This window comes from Rhizobium gallicum bv. gallicum R602sp, from assembly GCF_000816845.1.
Taxonomy (GTDB): Bacteria; Pseudomonadota; Alphaproteobacteria; order Rhizobiales; family Rhizobiaceae; genus Rhizobium; species Rhizobium gallicum.
Window position 1 is genome coordinate 971,593 of record NZ_CP006880.1, and the last position, 20,804, is coordinate 992,396.

The 20,804-nt window shown below is 58.7% G+C and carries 20 protein-coding genes; 10 read left to right on the forward strand and 10 right to left on the reverse strand.

The features are described 5' to 3' along the window. Positions 1-67 precede the first annotated feature (67 nt). From RGR602_RS37720 to RGR602_RS27770, 3 genes are all read right to left on the reverse strand, one after another. The gene (locus RGR602_RS37720) at positions 68-238 is read right to left on the reverse strand and encodes a hypothetical protein (RefSeq protein WP_166677361.1); all 171 of its coding nucleotides are present in this window, start codon (positions 236-238) and stop codon (positions 68-70) included. Positions 239-566: 328 nt separating this feature from the next. Next, a complete protein-coding gene (locus RGR602_RS27765; RefSeq protein WP_040115247.1) occupies positions 567-821 on the reverse strand; it encodes a DUF2934 domain-containing protein in 255 nt (84 codons plus the stop codon). 132 nt (positions 822-953) lie between these two features. Continuing rightward, positions 954-1,595: a UdgX family uracil-DNA binding protein gene (locus RGR602_RS27770; RefSeq protein WP_040115249.1), complete on the reverse strand. Its 642-nt coding sequence runs from the start codon at positions 1,593-1,595 to the stop codon at positions 954-956. 128 nt (positions 1,596-1,723) lie between these two features. Between RGR602_RS27770 and treZ the strand changes: the two genes are divergently transcribed. From treZ to RGR602_RS27825, 10 genes are all read left to right on the forward strand, one after another. Then, positions 1,724-3,550, forward strand: coding sequence for a malto-oligosyltrehalose trehalohydrolase (gene treZ / locus RGR602_RS27775; RefSeq protein ID WP_040115251.1), 1,827 nt, complete (start codon positions 1,724-1,726; stop codon positions 3,548-3,550). A gap of 76 nt (positions 3,551-3,626) precedes the next feature. After that, complete coding sequence (locus tag RGR602_RS27780; RefSeq protein WP_040116528.1) at positions 3,627-5,090, forward strand: phospholipase D-like domain-containing protein; 1,464 nt, start codon at positions 3,627-3,629, stop codon at positions 5,088-5,090. A gap of 91 nt (positions 5,091-5,181) precedes the next feature. Beyond that, the gene (locus tag RGR602_RS27785) at positions 5,182-6,012 is read left to right on the forward strand and encodes an endonuclease/exonuclease/phosphatase family protein (RefSeq protein ID WP_040115253.1); all 831 of its coding nucleotides are present in this window, start codon (positions 5,182-5,184) and stop codon (positions 6,010-6,012) included. Positions 6,013-6,586: 574 nt separating this feature from the next. Further along, positions 6,587-7,576 carry an ABC transporter substrate-binding protein gene (locus RGR602_RS27795; protein WP_040115256.1) on the forward strand — a complete coding sequence of 330 codons (990 nt, stop codon included), beginning with the start codon at positions 6,587-6,589 and terminating at the stop codon, positions 7,574-7,576. After that, on the forward strand, positions 7,573-8,391 hold the full coding sequence (locus RGR602_RS27800) for an ABC transporter permease (protein ID WP_052451776.1): 819 nt from the start codon (positions 7,573-7,575) through the stop codon (positions 8,389-8,391). Before RGR602_RS27795 ends, RGR602_RS27800 begins: the two co-directional genes overlap by 4 nt. Continuing rightward, positions 8,360-9,100: an ABC transporter ATP-binding protein gene (locus tag RGR602_RS27805; RefSeq protein WP_040115258.1), complete on the forward strand. Its 741-nt coding sequence runs from the start codon at positions 8,360-8,362 to the stop codon at positions 9,098-9,100. Before RGR602_RS27800 ends, RGR602_RS27805 begins: the two co-directional genes overlap by 32 nt. Before the next feature lie 576 nt (positions 9,101-9,676). Further along, the gene (locus RGR602_RS27810; protein WP_133938326.1) at positions 9,677-9,964 is read left to right on the forward strand and encodes a PQQ-binding-like beta-propeller repeat protein; all 288 of its coding nucleotides are present in this window, start codon (positions 9,677-9,679) and stop codon (positions 9,962-9,964) included. 56 nt (positions 9,965-10,020) lie between these two features. Then, positions 10,021-11,148, forward strand: a complete 1,128-nt coding sequence (locus tag RGR602_RS27815) for an S-(hydroxymethyl)glutathione dehydrogenase/class III alcohol dehydrogenase (RefSeq protein WP_040115259.1) — start codon at positions 10,021-10,023, stop codon at positions 11,146-11,148. Between the two features lie 92 nt (positions 11,149-11,240). Beyond that, a complete protein-coding gene (gene gfa / locus RGR602_RS27820; protein WP_040115260.1) occupies positions 11,241-11,816 on the forward strand; it encodes an S-(hydroxymethyl)glutathione synthase in 576 nt (191 codons plus the stop codon). 304 nt (positions 11,817-12,120) lie between these two features. After that, positions 12,121-13,449 carry an MFS transporter gene (locus tag RGR602_RS27825; protein WP_040115261.1) on the forward strand — a complete coding sequence of 443 codons (1,329 nt, stop codon included), beginning with the start codon at positions 12,121-12,123 and terminating at the stop codon, positions 13,447-13,449. 228 nt (positions 13,450-13,677) lie between these two features. Here RGR602_RS27825 and RGR602_RS27830 read toward each other — a convergent pair whose 3' ends face one another. From RGR602_RS27830 to RGR602_RS27860, 7 genes are all read right to left on the reverse strand, one after another. Next, positions 13,678-14,478 (reverse strand): DUF899 domain-containing protein, encoded by an 801-nt coding sequence (locus RGR602_RS27830; protein ID WP_040115263.1) that lies wholly within the window; start codon positions 14,476-14,478, stop codon positions 13,678-13,680. A 268-nt stretch (positions 14,479-14,746) separates the two neighbouring features. Next, positions 14,747-14,947 carry a DUF2905 domain-containing protein gene (locus tag RGR602_RS27835; protein ID WP_040115264.1) on the reverse strand — a complete coding sequence of 67 codons (201 nt, stop codon included), beginning with the start codon at positions 14,945-14,947 and terminating at the stop codon, positions 14,747-14,749. Positions 14,948-15,279: 332 nt separating this feature from the next. Further along, complete coding sequence (locus tag RGR602_RS27840) at positions 15,280-16,230, reverse strand: sugar phosphate isomerase/epimerase family protein (protein WP_040115265.1); 951 nt, start codon at positions 16,228-16,230, stop codon at positions 15,280-15,282. Positions 16,231-16,260: 30 nt separating this feature from the next. Further along, on the reverse strand, positions 16,261-17,391 hold the full coding sequence (locus tag RGR602_RS27845) for a sn-glycerol-3-phosphate import ATP-binding protein UgpC (RefSeq protein WP_040115266.1): 1,131 nt from the start codon (positions 17,389-17,391) through the stop codon (positions 16,261-16,263). 30 nt (positions 17,392-17,421) lie between these two features. Then, positions 17,422-18,309, reverse strand: coding sequence for an ABC transporter permease subunit (locus tag RGR602_RS27850; protein WP_040115267.1), 888 nt, complete (start codon positions 18,307-18,309; stop codon positions 17,422-17,424). 7 nt (positions 18,310-18,316) lie between these two features. Further along, positions 18,317-19,207, reverse strand: coding sequence for a carbohydrate ABC transporter permease (locus RGR602_RS27855; protein ID WP_040115268.1), 891 nt, complete (start codon positions 19,205-19,207; stop codon positions 18,317-18,319). Positions 19,208-19,281: 74 nt separating this feature from the next. Beyond that, entirely contained in the window at positions 19,282-20,625 is a 1,344-nt protein-coding gene (locus RGR602_RS27860; protein ID WP_040115269.1) for an extracellular solute-binding protein, read from the reverse strand. Positions 20,626-20,804 lie beyond the last annotated feature (179 nt).

The window sequence follows — 20,804 nt, forward strand, 5'->3', positions numbered from 1 at the left end:
AAAGAGGATTTTCGAAATAACCTTAACGTTGAAGAAGCAAGGCTACCGATCTGGACTTTCGGCTGTGCTATTTGCGAGAAAGCCGTTGGAAACCGGACAATGCCTTGCCGAAATTAAACAGGCGGAAGGACTGCGAGCGGGTTTCGCGGAAGACAAGGCCAACCATGTTGTCGATTGCGACGACGAGACCGAGCGCAAGGACGAGGTAGAGAAACGCGGCGAGTGATAAAATCAGCATCTCCGCCCTCACAACGGCGCGATCAAAATGTAGCAACCCGCCACGATAAGCGAAACGAGAATAGTGTCGAAGTAACCCCTATTCATGGCAGGCCTCCCATTTTCGCCATTAACAGCCGACGAGAAAATTGGTTCCGCCATTGCTGGCCGTTTTGCAGCCTTTTTTGAAGCGGACACCGCTTTTAGGGTCTTCGGCCGATCTGTCCCTCACGTCAGAACGTTCCACGCTTTACAGACACCCTAAAGCGCAATTAATTCAGTCATATGACAACAGCTGCGGGCGCAGCTGGCGCAGCGTCCGCATCTTGAAACTCAAATATCGAATGCGGTCAGGCAGACTTGCGGCTGACGGCACGCTTCGGAGCCGGCTTTGCAGCGCCGTTGCTTTTCGTCCCGGGGGGTGCGGTGCGTTTGCCCCTGGTCTTGACTTCCTTGCCGTCCTTCGACGCAGCAGAGCCTTCGAGCTTTTCACGCTCTTTCTTTGCCTGCTCCCAATGTATGGAATCTCGTCCGGTAGGATGTCCCTCTTCTTCCCAGAGGGCGTATGCACGTTTTTTAATCCACTCTTCCCGAGTTTCTGTCATCGCTGATCTCCAGTCACATCATCCCGCAGTCAAACGCTAGACTGGGCCGATGGTTCCAGAGGAAGCGGGGATATTCAAGAAGAATTTTGACACGATGCAAAATAAATTCTGCAATGCAGCATAAAATGCCGGTCAACCGACCTGAAATGCTACGGCCTTGGCCAGATCCTGCACGAAATGCTCGCGGTTTGCGCGGGCATCTTCCTCGTCACGAATGCGCAGAAGGTAAGAAGGATGAATGGTCACCAGAACCGGAGGATGGTTGGCCGGCTGAAGAACATGGCCCCGCTCGGCGGTGACCTTCACTTTAGCGCCGAGCAGCGAATAAAGTGCTGTGGCACCCAGCGCAACGACGAGTTTCGGCTGCAGAATATCGAGCTCGGCACCAAGCCACCACGCGCAGCGCTGGATCTCTCCGGCATTTGGCTTGGAATGCATTCGGCGCTTGCCGCGCAGCTCGAATTTGAAGTGCTTGACGGCATTGGTGACGTAGCAGCGGGAGCGGTCGAGGCCCGCCTCTTTCAGACACTGATCGAGCAGGCGTCCAGCCGGGCCGACAAAGGGCTTGCCCGCCAGGTCTTCCCTGTCTCCGGGCTGCTCGCCAACCAGCACGATCTCGGCCGTGGGCGGGCCTTCGCCGAAGACGAGCTGAGTGGCGTTCTTGTAAAGGTCACAACGCGTGCAGTGTTCGGCCTGCCGCTTCAATTGATCGAGGCCTTTTGCCTCTGCATTCTCAAGTGTGAAGGCCGGACCGAATTTGGGCACGATGGTCATGGAGACTTCCTTCTTTCGCCTTCATCTGCAACCGATCCACGCGGTGTTTGTTCCAGCCTGGGAACAAGTAGCGCCCTTCATGCCTTTGAAGAGGAGTTTTAAGCACTCATGTCGGTCAGGGGCAATTTATGCATCAGGTTTCGAAAGCAGGCTCTGCGGCGCAAGGCCAAAAAAGCTGGGGTCCTAAGATCGGGGCGAACGGCGTCGATTTTCGCATCTGGGCGCCGGGGCAAAAGAACATGACACTCCGTTCGTGCGGGAAAGACAGGCTTATGAACCGGTCCGCCGACGGCTGGTTTGAACTGACGGTTGCAGAGGCAAAGGTGGGCGACGCATATGCCTTCGTTCTTGGAGATGGCAGCGCCGTGCCCGACCCTGCTTCTCGGGCGCAGGCCGGTGATGTGCACGGTCCGTCGCTGATCGTGGAGCCTTCCTATCAGTGGGTGAATGACGCCTGGAAGGGAAGGCCCTGGGAAGAGGCGGTGATCAGCGAAATCCATGTCGGCGCCTTCACAGGGGAGGGCACCTTCAAGGCGGCCGCTGAAAAACTCGGCCATCTCGCCGAGATGGGCTGTACGGCAATCGAAGTCATGCCCGTCGCGCAATTTTCAGGAACGCGCGGATGGGGCTATGACGGCGTCCTGCACTATGGCCCGCATTCAGCTTACGGAACGCCGGCCGACTTCAAGGCATTCATCGACGCAGCACATGGCCACGGCCTCATGGTGCTGCTCGACGTTGTCTATAACCATTTCGGCCCGGATGGAAACTACTTGCACGGGTATGCGCCCGAGTTCTTCCGCTTCGATCGCGATACGCCGTGGGGTGCGGCGATCGATTTCGGACAGGAGCCGGTGCGCCGTTACTTCGTCGATAATGCACTCTATTGGATCGGCGAATTCCGGCTCGATGGCCTGCGGCTCGATGCGGTGGAGCAGATTTACGATACGTCGAAGCAGCATATCCTCAAGCAGCTGTCGGCGGAAGTCGGCAACGCCTTTGCCGATCGAGCGGTCCATCTCGTCGTCGAGGATCAGCGCAATCTCGTGAGCTTGCTCGAGCGGGACGGCGGCGGAAGGGTCAAGACCTTTACAGCGGAATGGAACGATGACTTCCATCACGTCACTCACATCATCGCGACCGGCGAAACCGACGGCCACTATCGGCCCTTTGCATCCGATCTTTGGGAAAAGACGAGACTCGCGATGCAGCACGGCTTTGTGTTTCCAGACCGTGGCAATCCGCCTGAAGTGCCGAAGGGTGAGCGGGTCTATCTCCCGCCGCAGGCCTTCATCAACTTTCTCCAGAACCACGACCAAGTTGGCAACCGTGCCTTCGGCGAGCGCTTGGTCAGCCTTGCACGTCCCGACATCGTCGAGATGATGGCCGCGATCTTGATTCTCTCGCCCCAGGTCCCCTTCCTCTTCATGGGGGAGGAGTACGGCGAGACGCAGCCGTTTCACTTCTTCAGCGACTACGACGGCGAACTTGGCGAGATTGTCCGCAAAGGGCGGGCGGCGGAAGCGGTAGGTTTCGGTGGTCTGAAGGAAGGCAAGACACCGGACGATTTGCCGGATCCGAACGCAGTCTCGACCTTTGCGCATTCAAAGCTTCAATGGCAGCGGCTCGACAGTGACGAAGGCATACGCTGGAAGACTTATGTACGCGAGCTCATCGGCCTGCGGCACAGCTATGTCGTGCCGTTGTTGAAGAAGCCGGGACGCGTCGCAAGCACGGCGTTGGAAAGCGTCGATGGGGCGCTGGCAATCGACTGGACCTTTGGCACCAGCAAGCTGGAGCTTCGTGCCAACCTGGCCGATACTCCGCTCGCCGTGCCGGCTTTCGACGGTGCGGCAATCTTTAATCGCCTCGGCCGCAACGTTGATCAGCCGGGAGATGGCAAGCTTGCATCCGGTTCTGTGGTGTTTGCGATCGATCCTCGGCTGGTAAAATAGCAGCGCGGAGATTTTCGCGTTTTGAGGGAGCGGTGGCGAATTGAACGCCGCCGCTTTCCAGCTATATCTTCCTCCAATGTTTTATCTCATATCGACCTATTGGCCGCATATCCTTTTCGTCATATCCCTTGGCATGGGGACCGCCGCGGCAATCCATGCGGCCATGACGAAGGAAGAGGTACGCGCCGCAATTGGCTGGGTCGGCGTTATCATCCTGTCTCCGATTATCGGCGCAGTACTTTACGCGATCGCCGGGATCAACCGCATTCGCCGCAAATCCCTGAGCCTGCGCCGCGATGCCTTGCTGCCGGCGGCCGACCTTGATGAGCTTGAAAGTTTCGATGCGGAGCCGGAGGCGATCATCAGCAATTATGGGCGGCGCTTTGCAGCTTTGCAAACGCTCGGCGATCGCGTCGCCCGCTATCCGCTGACGACCGGCAATTCGATCGACATGCTGGAAACGGGTGATGATGCCTACGCAGCCATGAAGGCCGCGATCGACGGGGCTGAGCAGAGCGTTCTGCTTGAGACTTATATTTTCGATCGCGACGAGATCGGCCTGCGCATCGCCGATGCGCTGATTGCGGCGGCAAAACGCGGCGTCGAGGTGCGCGTGCTGATCGATGCCGTCGGGGCTCGATACTCGGTGCCCAGTATCCTTGGATATCTCGCCGACGGTGGGGTGACGGTTTCAGTCTTCAACGGCAATGTCATCATGGGCCTGCGGTTACCTTATGCAAATCTCCGCACGCACCGCAAAATCATCATCGTCGACGGGCGTATGGCACTGACGGGCGGCATGAATATACGCCAGGGTTTCAGCCAGGCGATGACGGGGGATGATTTTGCGCGCGATACCCATTTCTCGGTAACGGGTTCGGTCGTTGCCGATCTCTTTGATGTCGCAGCCGAGGACTGGCGCTTCACGACAGGCGAGGTTCTGAACGCAGAGGCGTGGCGGATCGAAGCGCCTGAACGCCAGCCCGGCGATCCGGTTCTCATGCGCGTCGTCGCGTCCGGACCGGACCGCAGCATCGAGACGAATCACAAGATGCTGATGGGCGCCTTTTCCGTTGCCCGGCAATCGATCCGCGTCATGTCGCCCTATTTCCTGCCGGATCGCGAGCTGATTAGCGCGCTGACGACAGCCGCACGGCGTGGCGTCGAGGTCGATATCATCGTCCCGGCCGTCAACAACCTTGTCCTCGTCGATCGGGCGATGACGGCACAGTTCGACCAAATCCTCAAAAATTACTGCCGCATCTGGCGTTCGACCGGCAGCTTCAGCCACTCGAAGCTGCTGACAGTTGATGGCGTCTGGACCTATGTCGGTTCGTCCAATCTTGATCCGCGTTCGCTCAGGCTGAATTTCGAGGTGGATCTCGAAGTTCTGAACGAGGGGTTTGCGGCGGAGATCGACGAGCATATCGACGAGATGCTGAAATCTGCAGCCCCGGTGACATTGGAGAGCCTGCGGTCGCGGCCTTTCCCGGTGCGGCTTGTTGAAAAGATCCTGTGGCTGGGTTCGCCTTATCTTTGATTTTCTTGGATAGAAGCATGGCAAGTTTTACCCGTGGGCCTATACTCCGAACCGGAGCCGTTTTCGATCAACGGAGCGCGTGTTGACTTCGATGCATGCCAGGAAAGACAACCTCCCCGCCAGCATTCTCGCCTCGATCCGCAACCGGAAAAAACGGCTGGAAGCCGTGCTGGCTGCGGCAAAGCCGCGGGCCGAAGGCACGCTGATTGCTTCATACAACGTCCATAAATGCGTCGGAGCCGACAGGCGCTGCGATCCCGAGCGGACGAGCCGGGTTATCCACGAAATCGGCGCTGACGTGATTGCCCTGCAGGAGGCCGATACGCGCTTCGGGGAGCGAACCGGGATTCTTGATTTGACGCGCCTGGAGCGCGAGACGGGGCTTATTCCGGTTCCGGTTTCGGGCATGTCGAAGGCACACGGCTGGCACGGCAATGTCGTGCTCTTCAAGAAAGGGCTGGTGCGCGACGTGCACCAGATTAAATTGCCGGGCCTTGAACCGCGCGGGGCGCTTGTAGCGGAACTCGAACTGGAAAATGGCGGAGAGCTCCGCATCATCGCTGCCCATTTCGGGCTTCTGCGCCACTCGCGGGCGCGCCAGGCACAGATGCTGGTCGAGCTCATGGCCGATCGAAGCGAAGCGACGACCGTTCTGCTTGGCGACCTCAACGAATGGCGGCTCGGCGACCGGTCCTCACTCAACACGCTTCAATCCGCTTTTGAGGCCCAGCCCCCGGCCGTCGCAAGCTTTCCGGCGCGCCTGCCGATCTTGGCGCTCGATCGCATCATGTCGAACCGCAAGGGTGTGCTGACGAATGTCGAGGCGCATGATACACCGCTCGCCCGCGTCGCCTCCGACCACCTGCCGATCAAGGCGGTTCTCAACCTCAAGCGAGTAGAAGAACTGACGGCGACCGCGTGATTTTCCGCATTGTAGTCAAATGGTTGGAGTTTCAATGGTGCGCGGGAAAGCCGGTGCTCAATGTTGAGCTCCCGTTGCTGTTCTAAAGGTGGCCCCGGTTCAAATCGCGTGAGCCTACTCCATAAATGTCTGTGTATAGTCGGCTCCTGCATGCCGTGACGCAGCTGTATCGGCAAGTTTCCGGGGACCGCCCGTGTCGGCGCCGTCGGTGGGCGGCGATCATGTCGGAGGCACATCAACATGGGCCGCACATTCAACGAACAGGCAGGCGCGGTTCCTCGCGGAATGATTGACGCTTCTCTGTGGCACGCGTATCCTTTAGGTCGGCTCTCCATCGGGCACCTTGTGAAAGCCGGCAACCGGACGGCATGCAGAGCATGTCGGTTGACGTTTTTGCGTGCGCATTTCGTGCAGTGAAAGGTGCTCAATTGAACCTCGTCGATCTCGTCCTGACCTATCGCAAATTGGTCGGGAAGCCATCCGTCACAGAAGTTCATCCGTTGGACATGCGTCTTCCCCGGCGGGAGCCGGGAAATATGACGCCGCTGCAAACATTTGGCTGGGAGGTGGCATCATGAACATATCGAGGCGCGCGCTTTGCGGAGCAGCCGTTCTTGCTGCGACAAGTCTCCTCAGCTTCCATGCATTGGCCAAACCGTCCGCGCCGAAGATCCGGGTCGGCATCTTGAAGTTCGGGACAGTGAATTGGGAACTTGACACCATAAAGTACCACAAGTTTGACGCGGCCAACGGGATCGACGTGGAGATCGTCTACTTCGCGGGGGAAGACGCCAGCAATGTCGCCATGTTGGCGGGCGACCTCGACATCATCGTTTCCGATTGGCTGTGGGTGTCGCGCCAGCGTTCGCAGGGTGCGGATCTGACGCTCGCACCTTACTCGACCGCGGTTGGCGCCATCATGGTCAAGGAGGATGCGCCCATTCGTGCCATTCCCGATCTCGCCGGCAAGAAAATCGGCGTGACCGGTGGCTCGCTCGACAAGAGCTGGCTCCTAATCCAGGGCCTTGCCCGGCGTGATCACAAGATGGACCTGACCAGAGAAAGCGAGATCGTTTTCGGCGCACCGCCCCTGCTGTCGGAAAAGGCCGTTTCCGGCGAACTCGATGCTGTGCTGAATTTCTGGCATTTCTGTGCCCGGCTGGAGGCAAAAGGTTTCCGCCGTCTCGTGGGTGCCGACGATGCGGCCAAGGCACTCGGGGCATCGGGGCCGGTTTCGGCGCTCGGCTATGTTTTCCATGATAAATGGGCAAACGAAAACCCGGACGTCGCCATGAACTTCCTGCGGGCAAGTGGCGGGGCCAAGAAGCTCCTGGCACAGTCCGACGCAGAATGGCAGCGGCTGGCGCCGATCGTGCGAGCCGACGGCAGGGAACTCGAGGTGCTTCGCGATCGCTACCGCGAAGGCATTCCGAACAGGCCGCTCGCAGAGGAGGAGAAAGATGCCGCCAAGCTGTACGGAATCCTGGCCGAACTGGGTGGGGCGAAGCTTGTCGGTGAGGCGCGCCAGATGGCTCCGGGAACGTTCTGGGCCTTAAAGATATGACGGCAGGACGCGGACGGGAAAAAGCGGCTGTTGAGGGCCGACGAGCGACTGCCATTTCTCGTGGTCTTCTGCCGGCGGCAACGGCTTTGGCATCCCTTCTCGGATTGTGCCTGCTCTGGAACCTCGTGGCGGGAATCTGGCCGAGCCGGGCGTTTCCGCCGCCGATCGACGTCTGGCGTGTGCTGGTCAAGGAGGCGGCAACCGGCGATCTTGCCTATCATCTCGCCATGACCCTGTCCCGGGTCGCCGCCGCCTATGTTGTCGCGATGCTGGTCGGATCGGTCGTCGGCGTCTTGCTCGGCGTGCACAGGCGAGCGGATTCTTTCTTCAATCCGTGGCTTGTTCTTTTTCTCAATCTCCCGGCACTGGTCGTCATCGTTCTTGCCTACATCTGGTTCGGCCTGACAGAAGCAGCAGCGATCAGCGCAGTGGCGATCAACAAGATACCCAATGTTGTCGTCACCATGCGCGAGGGCGCGCGGGCGCTCGATCCACGTTACGCCGAAATGGCAAAAGTCTATCGCCTCAGCCCGCTCGACAGGATCCGCCATATTCTGATGCCGCAGTTGCAGCCTTATTTTGCGGCCGCATCGCGATCGGGTATTGCGCTGATCTGGAAGATCGTGCTCGTTGTCGAGTTGTTAGGCCGTTCAAATGGTGTGGGCTTCCAGATCTATCTTCACTTCCAGATATTCGATGTCGCTGCCATCCTTGCCTATTCGCTGGCTTTCGTTGCCATTATGCTATTGATCGAACTCCTCCTGGTGCAGCCATTTGAACGACATGCAACACGCTGGCGCCGCCGCCCCGCTTAAGGTCGACATTGCAGAGAAGACCTTCCGGTCGGCCGAGGGCGTGACCATTGATGCCCTGCGTGGACTTTCATTCGAGGTGCGGCAGGGGGAATTTGCCTGTTTGTTTGGGCCGTCCGGCTGCGGCAAAACCACGACCTTGCGCATTCTGCTGGGGCTTGATCAGGCGTTTTACGGCAGCTACCAATTGCCCAAGGGCGGCTCCAATCGCATTGCTGCGGTATTCCAGGAGCCCGTGCTTCTGCCTTGGCGAACGGTGGAGCAGAATGTCCGCCTTGCGTTGCCTTCAGGCACGCGGGACATGGACTTGGACGGGCTGTTCGACATCCTGGGCTTGTCCTCAATGCGGTCGCTCTATCCTTCAGAACTTTCGCTGGGCCTTGCGCGTCGCGCTGCCCTCGCGCGTGCCTTTGCCACGGAACCTGCGATCCTTTTGCTGGACGAGCCTTTCGCCTCGCTCGACGAACGGACGGCTGACAAATTGCGGCGTCTTCTGATGACGGTGTGGTCGACGAGGCCCACCACTGCCCTGATGGTGACGCATAATCTGCGGGAAGCGCTTCTGTTGGCAGATCGTGTCATCGTGCTGTCACCGCGGCCGGCCCATGTGCGAGGCATCTTCGATGTCGACGTCCCGCGCCAGGCTCGCCACGTCCAGGCACTGGACGATCTGGTTTCGGATTTCCGGACGAAGTTTCCGGACGCCGGCTGACTTTGCAGGCCCGCCATCACCCTGCCGATAGCAGTCACGGTGGGGCGGCCCGCATGTTGCACTGTCAAAACCAGCGGATATTTGCCGCCGCTTTGAGCGCGCCTTGGTTCCGTGGTTGCAGACTTCGCCTTCGGATTCTGCGAGAATAGAGCAACCCGCTTGCAGGCATAGCCGCGATTCACGATCGCGACCGCAGGGCAGGTGGCAGCAAGCCAAGCAACGATCTATGAGTGCCGTGGACGATTCCGCGGCTTGTCGGACGGTAAACACCGCAACCTTTGCTGAGGTGGATCCGAAACGCTACGCATCTATTCTTACCAGGCCTGCGGCTTCGCAACAAATAGGGGTCATGTTTCAGAGCGACATTTCCTCTATTGCTCGGAACCAAGCAACCTATTTATTATTGCTTACGTCTTTTGAAAGGCTTATCGTATTTGTTGGTTTCCGGCTTCAAGGCTTTGCCGAATGGGAGCGGCAGGGTCCCGTAGGTACGAGGACGGGCAACAATGGTGCCTCCTGCCCACCTGGCGAACCGTGACACGCTGACGGAAGCGACGTCCCATCATAGACAACAAGTTGAGCGCTTGGTCGGCCCTTGTGGTCTCCCGAGGTCGCGTAATCGGCGACGTGATGTATGTCCACACGCCGTTCCCAAATACGGTTTATGCCCTCGATCTCAACGAAGGCAAGGAAAACGTCATGCCGGCCTTCGGCGAAAACAAGAACGTCTACCGCAACCTCGACGACCTTAGCGCCTATTTGTGCGCCCGGGCCGTCGGCGACGCGCCACGCGGTTGTCCGCCCAAGAAGGCTGACAGGCTCCAAGCGGCGAAAGACCACGAGGCCAACTGCATAGGTGGGTGACATGGCGTGCGCGGCAGCCAATACGATGAGGAATGAGCGTTAGAAGGGGATAAAGGATGAAAACCCGCGCCGCCATTGCCGTTCAGGCGGGAAAACCGTTGAAAATCACGGAGGTCGATCTCGAAGGCCCGCGGGCCGGCGAGGTTCTGGTCGAGGTCAAGGCGACCGGCATCTGCCACACGGACGATTTCACGCTGTCTGGGGCCGATCCGGAGGGCCTGTTTCCGGCAATCCTCGGTCATGAGGGTGCCGGCATCGTCGTCGATGTCGGCCCGGGCGTCACTTCGGTCAAGAAGGGCGACCACGTCATTCCGCTCTACACGCCGGAATGCCGTGAATGCCCGTCCTGCCTGTCGCGCAAGACCAATCTGTGCACGGCGATCCGCGCCACCCAGGGCCAGGGGCTGATGCCGGACGGCACGAGCCGCTTTTCGATCGGCAAGGACAAGATCCATCACTACATGGGCTGCTCGACCTTTGCCAATTACACGGTGCTGCCCGAGATCGCCGTTGCCAAGGTCAATGCGGACGCTCCCTTCGACAAGATCTGCTACATCGGCTGCGGCGTCACCACCGGCATCGGCGCCGTCATCAACACCGCCAAGGTGGAGATCGGCGCAACGGCGATCGTCTTCGGCCTCGGCGGTATCGGCCTCAACGTTCTGCAGGGCCTGCGTCTTGCCGGTGCCGACATGATCATCGGTGTCGACATCAACAATGACCGCAAGGTGTGGGGCGAAAAGTTTGGCATGACGCATTTCGTCAATCCCAAGGAGGTCGGCGACGACATCGTGCCCTATCTCGTCAACATGACGAAGCGTGGCGCCGACCAGATCGGCGGCGCCGACTACACCTTCGACTGCACCGGCAACACCAAGGTGATGCGCCAGGCGCTGGAAGCCAGCCATCGCGGCTGGGGCAAGTCGGTCGTCATCGGGGTGGCCGGTGCCGGCCAGGAAATCTCCACCCGCCCGTTCCAGCTGGTCACCGGCCGCAGCTGGATGGGCACCGCCTTTGGCGGCGCGCGCGGCCGCACCGACGTGCCGAAGATCGTCGACTGGTACATGCAAGGCAAGATCCAGATCGATCCGATGATCACCCATACGATGCCGCTCGAAGACATCAACAAGGGCTTCGAACTCATGCATTCCGGTCAAAGCATCAGGAGCGTTGTCATCTACTAAACGTGTCCGCCGGGCGTTCGGACGAAACGCCGAAGTAGGCCAATATCCGTAGAGCCGGACGGACTTCGGTGCAACAGGGGAGGAAACATGCGATGGAAAGTGCAGTTCGTATTCATCCGGCGGTCGACGATGGTTTAAAACCCGCCAACCCCGGCTTTTCCGGTGGCACGCTTGTTTGTGCCTGCACGGACCGGCCGGTCAAGTTAAGGATCGAGGGGCAGGTCGCCCACAATCACGTTTGCGGCTGCACCAAATGCTGGAAGCCCAGAGGTAGTTCGTTCTCCATTGTCGCGGTCGTCCCACATGACAAGGTGACTGTGCTGGAGAACGGCGACAAGCTGCAGGTGGTCGATCCGAGTGCACTGATCCAGCGTCACGCCTGCAGGCAATGCGGCGTGCACATGTATGGACCGGTCGAGCGGGAGCATGCGTTCCAGGGGCTGGACTTCGTTCACCCCGAGCGTTTCCAGGAATCTGGCTGGGCTCCACCGGAATTTGCAGCCTTTGTTTCCTCCATTATCGAATCGGGCGTCGATCCCGGTCGAATGGACGACATACGGGCCCGCTTGCGGGAGCTTGGATTGGAGCCATATGACTGCCTATCGCCAGCCCTGATGGACTATGTCGCCACCTGGGTCGCAAAGAAATCCGGTGCTATTGCAAGTTGATCGCAGACGGAGTTGATGAAACCTCTCAGCGTTCTGAACAAGGGCGCTGACCTTCTCCTTCGGGCTCATTTAAGACGACATCAACATGCGCGTGCTTCATGCGGAACTGGCCTGTTAAGGTCTCATCGGCATCGCGAGGCGAGCATGCTGTCGGTCTTGGTCTCGCGCCGCTTTCCTTCACTGGCGACCGGCTGATCGTGGCGCGCTGCGCCGAGCTGAAGAATGGGTGCCCGGTTTGGATCAAGCTACTTTTCATGCTAAAATACAAGACGTTGGAGGGTGATGTTAAACGGGAGGAAGAAACATGCCCACTCAAGTTCCAAAGGATTTCCGCCGTGTGATCATTGCCGCGTCGGTAGGAAACATCATCGAATGGTATGACTTCTATATCTTCGGAAGCTTGGCCGCGGTTCTTTCGGTGAAGTTCTTTGAGCAATCCCATCCAGTCGCAGCGCTGCTGAGTACGATCGCGCTGTTCACCGCAGGATTCCTGATCCGTCCACTGGGGGCGTTCCTTTTTGGCTGGATGGGTGACCGGGTCGGCCGCAAATACACGTTTCTCATTACGCTCAGCGGCATGGGGTTGGGCACGGGTGCGATCGGTTTGATGCCGACCTACGCGTCGATCGGGCTGACCGCTGCGTTCCTTCTTTTCGGCCTGCGGATGATCCAAGGCTTGTGCTTGGGCGGTGAGTATGGCGGTGCCATCACCTATGTCGCCGAGCATGTTCCCGACGAACGCCGTGGCTATTACACCGGGTGGCTTCAGACCTCTCCGACGCTCGGAATCGTCGTATCGCTGGCCGTGATCATCGCGACGCGCACCTATTTCGGCAACGAGGTCTTCGACGAATGGGCGTGGCGCATTCCGTTTTTGGTCTCCTTCCTGCTGGTAGCCATTGCAATCTATATCCGGCTTCAGCTTCAGGAGACACCGATCTTCGAGGAGATCAAAGCTAAGGGGCAGACGACTCGAAATCCATGGAAGGAAGCCTTCCTCAGCTCCAACATCCAATATGTCGGGATCGCCACCATCGTGCTGATCGGGCAGGGCGTGGTCTGGTATAGCGGTCAGTTCTGGGCATTGTACTTCCTGCAGCAGGTTTCCAAGGTAGACTCGTTGACCTCGTCCTATATCGTGGGAGCCGCGCTGCTCATTGCAACGCCGAGCTTGATCTTTTTTGGATGGCTGTCAGACATTATCGGCCGCAAGCCAGTGATCCTGGGAGGCATGTTGCTCGCCGCGGTAACGTATTATCCGCTGTACTTGTGGCTGGGATCAGCCACGCAGCCCGGCAACATCAATTACCCAACCGCGATCTTCATCATCTTCATCCTGGTTTGCTACGTCGGGATGGTATATGGCCCGGTTGGTGCGTTCCTTGCTGAATACTTCCCCGGCAGGATCCGGTACACGTCAGTGTCAGTGCCATATCACATTGGCAATGGTTGGGGTGGCGGATTGGTGCCGTTCATCACCTCGGCGGCGTTCGCGGCCACTGGCAGCATTGGTTACGCGCTTATCTACCCAATCGCCGTTCCTGCCGTATGCTTCCTGCTCGCCCTTTTCTTGATGCCTGAGACCCGCAAAATAAGCATCTGGAACCCGATCGAGCCTAAAGCCGAGCTGTAATGGGGCCACATTGTGCGGGTCGTAAGGCCCGCCACATTGTTGTCGCATCGAATGCGCCTTCGACGAGGGCAGGCAAAATGCTCCTCGCCGACGATCCGGAGCAGGTCAGAAAAGATCGGATGCCTGTGCGGGTCCGTTGGCGCCATATTTTGGAGAGCCCTTAAAGAGCCGCTTCGTGCGGAGGCCGTACTCTCCGCGACCTTCCTCACCTCTCCAGCACCTGACAGGTCATGGCTCAGGCTTCGTGCTCGCGTGTTGGCTTCGAAACGCTGCCTCTCCAGCGTCCGACACCTCGACCCATTTCTTGTCGGGTATTACGTCTGCAACGTAGCTGTCATGCCAGTTCCACCACTTGTACGTCGGGGTTTGAGGATAGCCTTCGGGCGAGTCCTCCCAGACCTCCTGCCGGCCCAATGGCGTGACGTCCAGGTAGTTCCACGTGCTTCCCATTTGCTCGTCGCCGCGATTATTGACGAAGTAGGTGCGGAATACGCGGTCGCCGTCACGGTAGAACACGTTCGTGCCATGCCACTCGTCCACGCCGAAGTCGGCGTCGAAGCTGTCGGTGAGAGTGAACCACGGCATCTCCCAGCCCATCCGCGCCTTCAGGCGCGCGATGTCGGACTGAGGTGCACGCGAGGCGAAGACGAGCGTGGTGTCACGCGCGTTCAGATGCGCGACATGGGCGACTTGGTCGGCCACCAGGGAGCAGCCCCGGCACGCGTGGTCGGGCCAACCGAACACGCCCGGCTCGAAGAAGGCGCGGTAGACGATCAACTGTCGCCGACCATCGAACAGGTCCAGCAGGCTTGCCGTGCCCTTAGGTCCCTCGAACGCATACGCTGTCTCCACGGCCATCCGCGGCATTCGCCGGCGCTCGGCGGCCAGAGCGTCACGGGCGCGTGCCAGTGCCTTTTCTTTCACAAGCAGCTGCTGGCGGGCCGCCTCCCACGCCTGCGGCAACACGACCGGTGGAGTGTGCATGCCAGGCTGTCTGCCTTTCTGACCATTTTCAGTTGATCTCGTCATGGCTTCAAATCTCCTGATCAGGGCGAATTTCCGCGCCTGCTTGCTGACGTTCGGTTCGCTCGTTGGTGTTCGTGAGATAGTTTGGCACCGGAGAGTGAACAGGGGGAGTAACAAGTGTGACGCTATTGCGACGGCGTCGCTGAAGCCGCAATGGGCGCATCGAAGCGCAAACCTCACTGAGATTCTTCGAACGCCGGCGCGTATCAAGCCGCACAATGAATCCACCTCTTCTCGGACAGCGTGAGCGATCCTTACGGGCATCGCTTTTTTAACGACTGAGGAGCCAGAGCATCACCGACAGCAAAATGCTGAAAAGCAGGCCGGTGGTAATAGGGATATAAATGGAGAAATTCTCGCGCTCGATAAGAATGTCGCCCGGCAGCCTCCCCAAGCCGATGCGTGCAAGCCACGGCCAGAGAATACCGACCACGACGAAAACAAGCCCGACTATGATGAGGACTCTAGACACGGCACACGATACTATACGACTTCGCTCGATTAGATGATAACCGAATTTCGGTATAGGCAACACTCTTACGTGGCGGTCATATAACCCAAGACGAGCCCCTGAATATGTTCCAGTGGTTCTTCCAAGGCGGCCGGCGATAAGAGATAAGCGAAGAGGCATCAAGCGCGTCGATCTGAATGGATCGATCACCTACATGATGCCCCGGAACTGGGACGGCAAAGGAATTCCTGGTGCCGGCTTGCTGCTCGGCGATGCCAAGGATGGCAATCGTCAAGGAGGGCACTCAGCCGTTCGCTGTTTTGGTGGGATAGGTCACCGCTTCTAATGACCGCTCAGGTCAGGGCGGCAGCTACGACAGCTGCCGCTTTTCCGCTTTCCCCCGCCATCCCCATCAATGTCGCCAATCGTCGTGCCCTTTCCAGGCAGGCCGGCTGCTGGTCACCAAATCGCTCCGCGTTAATTTCCATGATCAGCGTCGTATCCGGAAGGAACGTGAGCTCGCGGAAAATACCCTCCCAAGGAATGTCACCCCAGCCGATCGGCAAGTGGAGATCGCCGATGCCGAGGGCCGTTGCTTCGGCGGGATGGTAAAAGCGCGTCATGGAATAGGGAAGGCCAAAACTGTCATGGACATGCAGGTGACCGGTTACCGGCGCCATTGCGCGCAATTCTTCGAGGAAATCGAGATTGCGGTAGGTCGATTCGATATAGGCATGCGAGAAGTCGATAAGCGCAACAACGTTGTCCGAGCCGATAGCCCTGACAGTCGCGGCCACTTCGCTCGGCGTCTGGCGGTATTGGCCGCTTTCTGTGGTGAATATGTTTTCAAGTGCGATGCGTACGCCGTAGCCCTTCGCGATATCGCCCATCTCGGCCAGTGTCTCGCGCTCCATTCGGTCGAGATCGGCGCCATCTTCGCCATCGGCAAGCTGTCCGGCGCCTGAATGATGGACGAGTATGCCTGCACCAAGCCGGTTGCAGAGTTCGAGCATCGACCGCACGACCTTCTTTTGCAGCTGCAAATGCTCGCGGTCCATGAAGTTGGATAGGATCTGTCCGTGCAGCGACAATTTCTTGAAAGGATGCTGGCGAACGATGTCGGCGACGCGGCGCGTCCGATCCTCGATGATGCGGCCGCCGCTGATGATTTCCTCGGCATAGATGCCGATTTCGCAGGCGTCGGCCCCCGTTTCGGCGATTTCCCGCAGCGAAGCGTCAAGCGCACTGAGGTCGCCCTTGCCGGTCCGGTTGCAAAATCCGACGGCGCAAATGATGTCGTTCATGCGGGTGTTCCTTCTGGGGACTCTCGAAAATCAATGAACAATCGCCAGCGTCGAGGTGGCGGCCGCCTGATGCGGGGAGCTGGAATTGATCTTCATATCTATCCGCCGCCCGCTTTCGCGCTCGAAGACATGCAGTTGGGACGAGGGTAACTCCAGGCCTACTTGATCGCCTGGACGCACGCCCATGCGGTCGCTGATGACGGCTGCAAATGGCTCGCCATCGACCTCGGCATGGGCGACCCGACCGGAGCCAAGTTCCTCGACGAAGTCTATTGTCGCCCGCACGCCGCTGCCGTCCAGCGAAACGGCACATTGCTCCGGTCGAATGCCGATCGTGACATCTCTTCCGCGCAAGCTGGCCGCAAGCGCAGGGTCGATGGGAACCTGCACGCCGCCGAAACGCACCGACCCAGTCTCGACCTCGACGCGTGTATTGAAGAGGTTCATCGCCGGAGAGCCGATGAAGGATGCGACGAATATACTTGCCGGTCGATGATAGATGTCGAGCGGCTGACCGACCTGCTCGACATGCCCCTTATTCATTACCACGAGCTTGTCGGCAAGCGTCATCGCCTCGATCTGATCATGGGTGACGAAGACGGATGTTGCCGAAAGACGTTGGTGCAGTTTGCGGATTTCCGCCCGCATGGTCACCCGCAGCTTGGCGTCGAGATTCGACAGTGGCTCGTCGAAGAGAAACACCTGTGGCTCACGAACAATGGCGCGCGCCATCGCCACGCGCTGACGCTGGCCGCCGGACAATGCTGCTGGTTTGCGCGCAAGATACTCCGAAAGCCCGACGATCTTCGCCGTCTCCTCGATGCGCGTTTCGCGCTCCGCTTTTGACACACCGGCTACCTTCAGCGCGTAACCGATATTTTGGGCCACGGTCATATGCGGATAAAGCGCATAGTTCTGGAACACCATGGCGCAGCCGCGCTCGCGCGGCTCGAGCCTGTTGACCACGCGACCATTGATTGCGATTTCGCCGGCGGTAATCTCCTCAAGTCCAGCGATCATGCGTAGAAGCGTCGACTTTCCGCAGCCAGAGGGACCGAGAATGACGACAAATTCGCCCGAGGCAAAGGACAGGTCGACGCCGTGCAGCGTCTGGGTCTTACCATAGGACTTGCGCACGGCGCGGATATCGATGTCAGCCATATTTGAACCTCGTTTCTTAAAATCGCCAGGTCACTTTTCGGTGGCGACCAGGCCACGGACGAACCAGCGTTGCAGCACCGCAACGACGACGAGCGGCGGCGCCATGATGATGAGTGAACCGGCCAGCGTGACATTCCAGTCGGGCAGGCTGTTTTCCGAAGGAAGCAGCGCGCTCAGCGACATCATGGTCGTCTTGTAGGCCGGGTCTGTGATCATCAGCAGCGGCCAAAGATATTGGTTCCAGCCGTAGACGAACATGATCGTGGTGAGCGCCAACATGTTGGTGCGCGAAAGAGGTATCAGCATGTCGACGAAAAAGCGCACTGGTCCGGACCCGTCCATGCGGGCGGCTTCGGCGAGCTCATTTGGCAGAGTCATGAAGAATTGCCGGTAAAGGAATGTGCCTGTTGCGGTGGCAATCAGCGGCAGCGTGAGGCCCGCATAGGAATTCAGCAGGTTCCATTCGACCGATACTTCGATGCCGGTCAGTGCCGAAATCAGTAATCGAAACGGCTGGAAAAGGTCGGCGGCTACGGCATAGGTCGGCACCACGCGAACTTCGAGCGGTAGCATCAGCGTGATGAACACGATCCAGAAGAAAAAATGCTTGAGTGGCGTGCGGAAGAACACGATGGCGAAGGCCGTGCAAGCCGAAAGAGCCACTTTGCCGACGGTGACGAAACAGGCCATGATGAAGCTGTTGATCATGGCCGATCCGAGATTGGCGCGCGACCAGGCAGCGGAGGCGTTTTCGAGGAAGCGGTCCTGGGGAAGGAAATGGAACGGCACGCTGTTGATCTGTTGGAGCGTTTGACTGGCACCAGCCAGAATGACGAGGAAGGGGCCAATCAGCAGGATAAAACCCAAGACCATCAACAGATAGGTCAGTGCATCAGCAATCGGCGTGCGCTGGATCATGACGGGCTCACTTATAGTGCACACGCTTCTCGATGAAGCGAAATTGGATGAACGTGAAGACCATGATCAGGCCGATCAGGACGATGCTCTGCGCGGAAGCGCCAGAGTAGTTGAGCCCCTTGAACGCTTCGTCCACGATGCGAAAAACCATCACCTCCGTGCCGTGATTTGGTCCGCCGCCAGTCGTGCTGTGTACGATACCGAAGGTGTCCGAACCGACGAACCCCTCGGTCATCATGATGACGAGCAGAAAAAACAGCGTCGGCGCCAGCAGCGGAACCTGGATATCGATCGCGCGACGGATCGGTCCGGCGCCGTCCATGGCGGCGGCCTCCGTCAGAGAGCGCGGCACGGATTGCAGGCCGGCCAACAGGAAGATGAACGTGTAACCGGTCCATTTCCAGGCAAAGATGACGATGACGAGGATGAGAGCGTGGGCACCGTATTTTGCCGGGTTCCAGAAATCAGGGAACGCGGCATTGACCGAGGCCATCAGCCCGCGTTCTGGCGACAGAATGAACCGGAAGGCCATGCCGGCGGCCGGTCCGGCGATTGCATATGGAAGGATATATAGGAACCGGAATAGCCCAGAACCGGGCAGCCGCCGATCCACTGCAATCGCCAGCACGAGACCGACCAGCATGGTGAAGCAAGTCCCGCAAAGTGCGAAGATGAGGCTGACGGCGACGGAGTTCCAATAGAATGGATCGGCGAACACCTCGTCAAAATTCGTCAGTCCGACAAATTCCGCTACCCCGCCAAAAGGAGGCTCAAGTGTGAAAGCCCACTTCATCACCGCGATTGCCGGCCAGTAGAAGAAGAGAAGGATCAGAAGAATCTGCGGCAGGGCAAAAAGAATCGGCAGCCACCAGCTTTTGAAAACGGCCCGCTTTTCCATGGATCAATCAAACCAATAGTACTTCAGGGACAAGAGCCTGCCATAAGCGACGGGCAGGCTCTTGCTGACGAGACTCAGTTCAGCTTCTGACCGGCATAGGTTTTCTCAAATCGGCGCAGCACGGCGTTGCTTCGATCGGCGGCCTGGTCGAGTTCAGCCTGCACGTCGGCATTCTGCATGAAAATCGCCTCCAGCGCCGTAGAGACCTCCTTGCGGACCTGGGTGAAACCACCGAGGCGGATACCGCGGGTATTCTGCGAGGTCGGCGTGTAGGTCAGGCTGGCAATTGCGAGCTCGCGGCCCTTGTAAGGAGCTTTGTCGTAGAAACCGTTGGCCTTCATGGCTTCAAAGCCGGTCTTGGTGACCGGAATGTACCCAGTGACCGTCGACCACCATTGTGCCATTTCCGGCGTGGCGAGGAAGTTAAGGAAGGCGGCTGCGCCCTTGTACTCGCCTTCCGGACGGCCGGCCATGACCCATAGCGAGGCGCCGCCGACCAGCGAGTTCTGTCGTTGCGTGCCTTTCCAGACCGGCAGCATCGCAACCTCCCATTTGACACCTTCCGGCAGCGTCTTGCCAATCGTGCCGTGGTCGGCGATCGAGGTCTGAATCATCTGGCATGTCTGCGAGGCAAACGCGGGGACGATGTCCATCCCGAGCTGTTTCGTTTTGACGACGAACAGCTTCTCGTCGACCATTTTCTTGAAGAATTTCACATGGTCGACGAATTTGGTCTTGTTGAAGATCAGTTCGGCGTCCAGGCCCTGGTAGCCGTTACCCTTTGTTGCGATCGGCTGGTTGTGGATGGCGGAAAATTGCTCCATCATCTGCCATGTATCGAAGTTAAAGCCGAGCGGGCAGTCGAAACCCGCCGCCTTCAGCTTGCGGGCGGCTTCCTCGACCTCCTCCCAGGTTTCCGGCTTGAAGTCGATGCCCGCCTTCTGGAAAGCGTCGACATTGTAATAGAACATGGCGGTTGAAGAGTTGAACGGGAAGGAATTCAACTCTCCTCCAGCTGTTGCGTAATAATTGGCGATGCCGCTGAAATAGTTGGTCCAGTCGATCGTGTAGCCGTTGTCGGCCATCAGTTTCTTGGCCGGTACGAACGCTCCGGAGAGCATCATGTCGAGCGTTCCGGCGTCGTAGATCTGGGTGACCGCCGGCTGCTTCTTGGCACGATAGGCGGCAATCGTGTTCTGAAGCGTCGTGTCATAGCTGTTTTGCGAAGTGCAGACGATTTCGTAGTCAGCCTGCATGTCGTTAAACTTTTTGCAGGCGTCTTGCACGCGCTCTCCGAGGTCGCCCGACAGGCCGTACCAGAATTCGAACTTGGTCTTCTCTGCATGGGCCGGACCAGCACCAAATGCGGTGGCGGCCAGGAGGGACGCCAGAGCTGATTGAAGAACAGTGAGTCTCATCGAAAATGCTCCTTGAACGGATAAAGATGACCGCTGGCGCCTTGGTGGCCATGGTTCGTTCGCTGCTTCAGCTAGCAGTCCAATGTGACAGTCAGCGTTAACTTCCGTGAAACTTAAATGACGAAACGTGCAATTCCGTTCACCGCGCCGAGAGCCGTTCATACGCGCGCGCGACTGAG